Source organism: Mesorhizobium sp. M2A.F.Ca.ET.037.01.1.1, assembly GCF_003998075.1.
Lineage (GTDB): Bacteria > Pseudomonadota > Alphaproteobacteria > Rhizobiales > Rhizobiaceae > Mesorhizobium.
Window position 1 is genome coordinate 1 of record NZ_RZSA01000242.1, and the last position, 7469, is coordinate 7469.

General features: G+C 63.9%; 8 protein-coding genes, 1 pseudogene and 1 riboswitch. Of the genes and pseudogenes, 5 read left to right on the forward strand and 4 right to left on the reverse strand.

The window, feature by feature from the left end; genetic code table 11:
* The 4 genes and pseudogenes from EOA27_RS14335 to EOA27_RS14350 all read right to left on the reverse strand — a co-directional run.
* Positions 1–641, reverse strand: a pseudogene (locus EOA27_RS14335) (cobaltochelatase subunit CobN); the annotation flags it as partial.
* 17 nt (positions 642–658) lie between these two features.
* Positions 659–1696 carry a cobalamin biosynthesis protein CobW gene (gene cobW / locus EOA27_RS14340; RefSeq protein WP_126082105.1) on the reverse strand — a complete coding sequence of 346 codons (1038 nt, stop codon included), beginning with the start codon at positions 1694–1696 and terminating at the stop codon, positions 659–661.
* Between the two features lie 2 nt (positions 1697–1698).
* On the reverse strand, positions 1699–2124 hold the full coding sequence (locus EOA27_RS14345) for a DUF1636 family protein (RefSeq protein ID WP_126082106.1): 426 nt from the start codon (positions 2122–2124) through the stop codon (positions 1699–1701).
* A 39-nt stretch (positions 2125–2163) separates the two neighbouring features.
* Positions 2164–2367: riboswitch (cobalamin riboswitch) on the reverse strand.
* Between the two features lie 30 nt (positions 2368–2397).
* Positions 2398–3597 (reverse strand): winged helix-turn-helix domain-containing protein, encoded by a 1200-nt coding sequence (locus EOA27_RS14350; protein ID WP_126082107.1) that lies wholly within the window; start codon positions 3595–3597, stop codon positions 2398–2400.
* A gap of 335 nt (positions 3598–3932) precedes the next feature.
* Between EOA27_RS14350 and EOA27_RS14355 the strand changes: the two genes are divergently transcribed.
* From EOA27_RS14355 to nuoE, 5 genes are all read left to right on the forward strand, one after another.
* Complete coding sequence (locus EOA27_RS14355) at positions 3933–4298, forward strand: NADH-quinone oxidoreductase subunit A (RefSeq protein WP_042643187.1); 366 nt, start codon at positions 3933–3935, stop codon at positions 4296–4298.
* On the forward strand, positions 4289–4870 hold the full coding sequence (locus tag EOA27_RS14360; protein ID WP_015317338.1) for an NADH-quinone oxidoreductase subunit B: 582 nt from the start codon (positions 4289–4291) through the stop codon (positions 4868–4870). The genes EOA27_RS14355 and EOA27_RS14360 overlap by 10 nt, the downstream gene beginning before the upstream one ends.
* A 4-nt stretch (positions 4871–4874) precedes the next feature.
* Positions 4875–5480 (forward strand): NADH-quinone oxidoreductase subunit C, encoded by a 606-nt coding sequence (locus tag EOA27_RS14365; protein WP_127256551.1) that lies wholly within the window; start codon positions 4875–4877, stop codon positions 5478–5480.
* A 9-nt stretch (positions 5481–5489) separates the two neighbouring features.
* Positions 5490–6680 (forward strand): NADH-quinone oxidoreductase subunit D, encoded by a 1191-nt coding sequence (locus EOA27_RS14370; RefSeq protein WP_126060207.1) that lies wholly within the window; start codon positions 5490–5492, stop codon positions 6678–6680.
* A gap of 1 nt (position 6681) precedes the next feature.
* Positions 6682–7469, forward strand: a 788-nt coding sequence (gene nuoE, locus EOA27_RS14375) for an NADH-quinone oxidoreductase subunit NuoE (protein WP_127256553.1), incomplete at its 3' end; no start/stop codon positions are given.

The window sequence follows — 7469 nt, forward strand, 5'->3', positions numbered from 1 at the left end:
CTCCCCCCTTGAGGGGGAGATGTCCGGCAGGACAGAGAGGGGGGCGAAGGATCGCCGACCACTGAAAGGTTCGGCTTCTCAACGACACCAACTCCCGGCTGATAATACCCAGCCTTCGGCACGCCGACCGGCTCGGCAACCGCCGCATCCGCTCCCGCAAGCCGCGCCAGCCTCCGCACCAGTGCGCTCATATTGGCCGGCCCGCCTTCGCGGAAATAGCCGAGCAGGGCGTCCAGCTCCGCACGCGGCAGGGTCGAGCCTTGGATCAGGCGCTGGTCCTCGTCATGACTTTCGCCGGGCAGCAGCGCGAGCTTGATGCCGCGCTCGCGCGCCACCGCGGCGAGCTGGTCGCAACCATAGCGCCACCAGTCATAGCCGCCGAGGATGCGGACGAGGACGACCCTGGCGTGGCGGGCGACGCTGTCGATCCAGAGATCGACCGACATCGGGTGGCGAAGATCGCGAAGAGCCGCCAGCCGCATCGAGGGCAGCCGCGCGGCATCGGCCTTCCAAGCAGCGGCCAGGCCGGCGAGGTCGCTGTCGGTGAAGGACAGCGCCACGACATCCGCAGGCGTCTGCCTGAGGTCGATCGGCTCGGCGAGATCGTCGAGCGAAGCGGATGTTGTGGCGAGGATATGCATCGCAGTCCGGATTTCCCTCAGCCGGCGAGGATACGCTCGATCGCCGGGCGGTTCAGCCCCTTGAGGCCGATGACGACAAGCCGCGAGCGGCGTTCGTCTTCGGCTGTCCAAGCGCGGTCGTAATAATGGTTGACGCGCGGGCCGACGGCCTGGAGCAGAAGCCGCATCGGCTTGCCGCCGACCTCGACGAAGCCTTTGACGCGCAACACATTTTCCTGCTCTGCGGCAAGGGCGACGCGCTTTGCCAACTCGTCCGGATTGGCAATCGACGGGATGTCGATGACGAAGGAATCGAAATCGTCATGCTCGTGGTCGAGCTCGTCGTCGTGATGGGTCTTGCGGTTCTCAATGTCGTCCTCGACGGCGAGGCCGAGGCCGAGCAGTACCGAAGGATCGACCTTGCCCTGCGCGGTCGGCACGATTTTCACGGCGCGCGCCACATGCTCGCCGATGACGGCGTTGGCGCGCTCAGAGCCCGCCGCATCCATCAGGTCGCTCTTCGACAGGATGATCAGGTCGGCGCAGGCGATCTGGTCCTCGAACACTTCTTCGACGGGATCGTCGTGGTCGAGCGAGTCGTCGGCGGCGCGCTGCGCCTGGAGGGCATCCATGTCCGAGGCGACGCGGCCGTCAGCCAGCGCCGGGCCATCGACCACGGCAACGACGCCGTCAACCGTCACGCGGCTCTTCACCGTCGGCCACTGAAAAGCCTGCACAAGCGGCTTCGGCAGAGCGAGGCCGGAGGTCTCGATCAGGATGTGGTCGACCTTCGGCGTGCGAGACAGGATCTGGTCGAGCGCCGGCACGAAGTCGTCGGCGACGGTGCAGCAGATGCAGCCATTGGCGAGCTCGACGATGTTTTCCTCCGGGCAGGTGTCGACGCCGCAGCCCTTCAGGATCTCGCCGTCGATGCCGACATCGCCGAACTCGTTGACGATGATTGCCAGCCGCTTGCCCTTGGCGTTCTCGAGCAGGTTGCGGATTAGCGTCGTCTTGCCGGCGCCGAGGAAGCCGGTGACGACGGTGCAGGGCACGCGGGAAACGGAAGCGTTCATGGTCAGTCCTTCAGCATGTCGCGGGGAGGGATGCGGGCAACCAGGCCGCGCTTGAGGGAATCAGGCCGGCCGCGCCAGGGGATCAGGCCGTCGGTCGAAGTGGCGAAGAGCTTTGCACCGGCGACGAGGTCGGCGCCGCTGGTCGTTTCCAGATCGCCGAAGACGTAGCTCCAGCAGCCGTCGCGCAGAAGTGCTGCGCTCAGCCGGCGCTTGCAGTTGCCGAGGCATTCGACGGTGCGGATGCGGATGTTTTCGCCCGATGCAGCACGGCGCGTGCCTTCGGCCAGCAACGCGCCGGCGCGCGGATGCGCATCGGACCCGGTCTCGTCGCGGCAGGATGAGCAGACGATGACGGTCACGCCGTCCGACGCGTCGGGCTCGGACGAAATGTCCGCGATGTTTGCCGGGAAACTGCCGTTGCGATCCAAAACCAGGCTCCTTGCCCGGAAAACCCGCCGGGCATTCGGATACTTAAAGTCTCAGACGGCAGGTCTCCTGGCTCGCGGGTCGTCGCCTCAGATGCCGCCTTCCCGGGAACATCCCAGTGGTTTTCGGCCGGGGCTCGTCGCTCACAGTTGCGGGGACAGCCGCGGATTTGGGTTTTGGCCCGCACCGCATTCCCTCTTGGCTCCTCCCTTTGCCGGGAGAAGACCGTCTGGGTCAGGATTTAGGCTTACGGCTAGGCGCCTGTCAACGCGCGGCTACGACACTGCGATGTCGGCCAGCGCCGGTCCGAGGTCGCCGGCCGGCGTCACTTCGATCGCCTCAAGGCCGAGCCAGCCCTGCGTCTGCTTCAGCTCCTCGAAGAGTTGGGCTGCCGTCTCGGGTGGCGCGCCGGCCTCGGCATAGGCGGCGTGGACGCGCAAGATGCTCGCAGGCCGGTCGGCCCTCAGGTCGACGCGGGCGACGATGCGGTCGCCGAACAGGAAGGGCAGCACGTAGTAGCCGTATTGGCGCTTTTCGGCCGGCGTGTAGATCTCGATGCGGTAGCGAAAGTTGAAGAGCTTTTCGGTGCGCGTGCGTTCGAAGACCACGGGATCGAAGGGGGCGAGCAGGGCGCGCGCTTCGATCCGGCGCGGGATTCGCGCGTCCTTATGGAGATAGGCGGGCCTATCCCAACCTTCGACCTTCACCGGCAGCAATTCGCCGGTTTCAACCAGTTCCTCGATGCGGTCCTTCGTATCGCCGGGCGCCAGCCGGAAATAGTCGCGGAGGTCGCCATAGGTGGCGATGCCATGGGCACGGGCCGAGATACGCAGCAATTCGCGATGCGCGTCCTCGACCGAGGGTACGGGCAGGTCGAGCACGGCCTGCGGCAAAACGCGCTCGGGCAGGTCGTAATAGCGTTCGAAGCCGCGCCGGTAGGCGGTGGTGATGCGTCCGGCCCAGAACAGCCATTCGAAGGCGTGCTTGGCCTCGCTCCAGCCCCACCAGCCGCCATTGCCCTTATGGCCCTCAATGTCGGAGGCGGCGATCGGCCCGCAATCGGCGACCTCTCTATAGATCTCGTCGATCATTTCCTTGCGCTCACGGCCCCATTTGGCCAGGCCGAGATACATCTCCTCGCCCTGCTCGGCGCGCTGCATGCGCCAGCGCAGCAAGGGGTAGGTCTCGACAGGCAGGAACGAGGCCTCATGCGCCCAATATTCAAAGACCGCGCGCTTGCGGGTGACCGCGGCGTTGTCGAGCAGCGCAAGCGGGTAGGGGCCGAGGCGGGAATAGAGCGGCATATAATGAGCGCGCACCACGGCGCTGACGGAATCGATCTGCAACAGGCCGGTTCGCGAAAGCACGCGCGCAAGGTGCCGGCGATCCGGAACCCCTGCGGGACGAGGGTCGTTGAACCCCTGTGATCCAAGCGCAATGCGCCTGGCCATGGCGAGCGAGATCTTCTCCTTCATCAAGCTGTCCTTGCCCCGATCGTCCGTTGGATTTTTAGCCGGTGATTCCGGCCATGCTAGCAGGCAAATGGCGGGAGATATGTCAGGAGAGAAAAGTGGAGTAAAAAGCGAAGGAAATCAAACAGGAGCGGATCGGACCAGTTTCTTCCGATATGGCGTCCAGGGCCGCGATTTGAACAAGGTTTGACTTGCGTCACCGAAACCGCTGCGCTAACCCTCGCCGCGTTGCAGCATGGGCTCCCTTAAAACGGTTCAGCGGTTAAACTGTCACGCTTCCGCATTAGAGTTCGTTGCTGTAATCAAAGTGAACTACCCCGCCGAAGGAAAGCCGCCGCATGAGCGCACTCCTGAGTTCATATCTGCCTATCGTGCTGTTCATCGCCGTGGCGATGATCGTGGGTCTGGCGCTCATCATTGCCCCCTTCCTGGTGGCCTATCGCAATCCCGATCCGGAAAAGCTTTCCGCCTATGAATGCGGGTTCAACTCGTTCGACGACGCCCGCATGAAGTTCGACATCCGCTTCTACCTGGTGTCGATCCTGTTCATCATCTTCGATCTCGAGGTCGCCTTCCTGTTCCCGTGGGCGGTGTCCTTCTCGAAGCTCGGCATGCTCGGCTTCTGGTCGATGATGGTGTTTCTGGCGGTGCTGACCATCGGCTTTGCCTATGAATGGAAAAAAGGAGCGCTGGAATGGGATTGAACGACAGTTCAGGCACCCTCGTCGCGCCGAAGCCCAAGGGCATCATCGACCCCAACACCGGCAGGCCGGTGGGGGAGGACGATCCCTTCTTCCTCGAAATCAACAATGAGCTGGCCGACAAGGGCTTCCTTGTCACCTCGACCGAAGCGCTGATCACCTGGGCGCGCAGCGGCTCGCTGATGTTCATGACCTTCGGCCTCGCCTGCTGCGCGGTCGAGATGATCCACACCTCGATGCCGCGCTATGACTCGGAGCGTTTCGGCGTCGCGCCGCGCGCGTCTCCCCGCCAGTCCGACATCATGATCGTCGCCGGCACGCTGACCAACAAGATGGCGCCGGCACTGCGCAAGGTCTACGACCAGATGCCGGAGCCGCGCTACGTCATCTCGATGGGCTCCTGCGCCAATGGCGGCGGCTACTACCACTATTCCTATTCGGTGGTGCGCGGCTGCGACCGCGTCGTGCCGGTCGACATCTATGTGCCCGGCTGCCCGCCGAGCGCGGAAGCGCTGCTCTACGGCATTCTCCTTCTGCAGAAGAAGATCCGCCGCACCGGCACGATCGAACGGTGAGCCGATGACCCTGGCGTTGAACGAACTCTCCACCTATCTCGGCGAGAAGCTCTCCGGCCGCATCGGCGAAGCCGTGCTTGCCTATGGCGAGCTGACCGTTTCGGTCGAGCCGGGCAATCTGATCGAAGTAGCGACCTTCCTGCGCGACGATGTGCGCTGCCAGTTCATCTCGATCATCGACATTTGCGGCGCCGACTATCCGTCGCGCGCCAAGCGTTTCGACGTCGTCTATCACCTTTTGTCGCCGAAGCAGAATGTGCGCATCCGCCTCAAGGTCCAGGCCGACGAGGAAACGCTGGTGCCGTCGCTGACCGCTGTCTATCCCGGCGCCGACTGGTACGAGCGCGAGACTTACGATCTGTACGGCGTGCTGTTCAGCGGCCATCCGGATCTGCGCCGCATCCTCACCGACTACGGCTTCGAGGGGCACCCGCTGCGCAAGGATTTCCCGCTGACCGGCTTCGTGGAGGTTCGCTACGACGACGAGGCCAAGCGGGTCATCTATGAGCCGGTCGAACTCAAGCAGGAATTCCGCAATTTCGATTTTCTCTCGCCTTGGGAAGGCACCGACTATGTGCTGCCCGGCGATGAGAAGGCGAAGGCAAACTGAGGCGCCACGATGGCTGAAACCTCCGTCCGTAATTTTAACATTAACTTTGGACCTCAACACCCTGCAGCGCACGGTGTTTTGAGATTGGTCCTCGAACTGGACGGCGAAGTTGTTGATCGCGTCGATCCGCATATCGGCCTGCTGCACCGCGGCACCGAGAAGCTGATCGAGGCCAAGACCTATCTCCAGGCCGTGCCCTATCTCGACCGGCTCGATTATTGCGCGCCGATGAACCAGGAGCATGCCTTCGCGCTAGCGGCCGAGCGCCTGCTCGGCATCGAGGTGCCGAAGCGCGGTCAGCTGATCCGCGTGCTCTATTCCGAGATGGGCCGAATCATGTCGCACATCCTCAATGTGACGACGCAGGCGATGGATGTCGGCGCGCTGACGCCGCCGCTTTGGGGCTTCGTCGAGCGCGAAAAGCTGATGGTGTTCTACGAGCGCGCCTCAGGTTCGCGCATGCATGCAGCCTATTTCCGGCCGGGCGGCGTGCACCAGGATCTGCCGCAGAAGCTGGTCGAGGACATCGGCAAGTGGATCGACCCTTTCCTGAAGTCGATCGACGACCTCGATGCGCTTTTGACCGGCAACCGCATCTTCAAGCAGCGCAATGTCGATATCGGCACGGTGTCGCTGGCCGACGCGTGGGCCTGGGGCTTTTCGGGCGTGATGGTGCGCGGCTCGGGCGCCGCCTGGGACCTGCGCAAATCGCAGCCTTATGAATGCTATTCCGAGATGGATTTCGACATCCCGGTCGGCAAGAACGGCGACTGCTACGACCGTTATCTCGTGCGCATGGAAGAGATGCGCCAGTCGGCCAAGATCATGCGCCAGTGCGTCGATCTGCTGCTCGGCAAGGAAAGTGCAGGCCCGGTGTCGAACCTCGACGGCAAGGTCGTGCCGCCGAAGCGCGCCGCAATGAAGCGCTCGATGGAAGCGCTGATCCACCACTTCAAGCTCTATACCGAGGGCTATCGCGTGCCGGCCGGCGAGGTCTATGCGGCCGTCGAGGCGCCCAAGGGCGAATTCGGCGTCTATCTGGTCTCCGACGGCACCAACAAGCCCTATCGCTGCAAGCTGCGCGCGCCCGGTTTCGCGCATCTGCAAGCCATGGATTTCCTGTGCCGCGGCCACATGCTGGCCGACGTCACCGCCGTGCTTGGCTCCCTCGACATCGTGTTTGGTGAGGTCGATCGCTAAAATGTCAGTTCGTCGTCTCGCAGATGCCAGCGTCCAGCCAGCCACCTTCGCCTTCAACGAGGCGAATGCGGCGGCAGCGCAGCAGTGGATCGCCAAATACCCGAAGGGGCGCGAACAGTCGGCCATTATCCCGCTGCTGATGATCGCGCAGGAGCAGGAAGGCTGGGTCACCAAGGCGGCGATCGAGACGATCTCGGACATGCTCGGCATGCCGCGCATCCGTGGTCTCGAGGTCGCGACCTTCTACACGCAGTACCAGCTCAATCCGGTCGGCACGCGCGCGCATATCCAGGTCTGCGGCACCACGCCCTGCATGCTGCGCGGCTCGGAAGCGCTGATGGATGTGTGCCGCTCGAAGATCCATCACGACCAGTTCCACACCAACGACAAGGGCACGCTGTCGTGGGAGGAGGTCGAATGCCTCGGCGCCTGCGTCAACGCGCCGATGGTCATGATTTTCAAGGACACTTTCGAGGACCTGACGCCTGAGCGGCTGGCCGAGATCATCGATCTCTACGACGCCGGCAAGGGCGCCGAGGTCAAGCCGGGGCCGCAGAACGGCCGCCATGGCTCCGAGCCGGCCGATGGTTTGAAGACGCTTACCAGCGAAAAGGCGATCCTGAAGTCGACGCGTGACAAGGAAGCCAAGGCGGCCGCGAAGGCTGCCAAGGACGCCGCCGCCGCGGCGCCGGCTGCTGCCCCTGCCGCCGTCGTCTCGCAAGCGGTGCCTGCCGCAGCCCCGGCACCTGCTGCTCCGGCAGCCTCGGGCCCGGTTGCGCCGTCCAAATC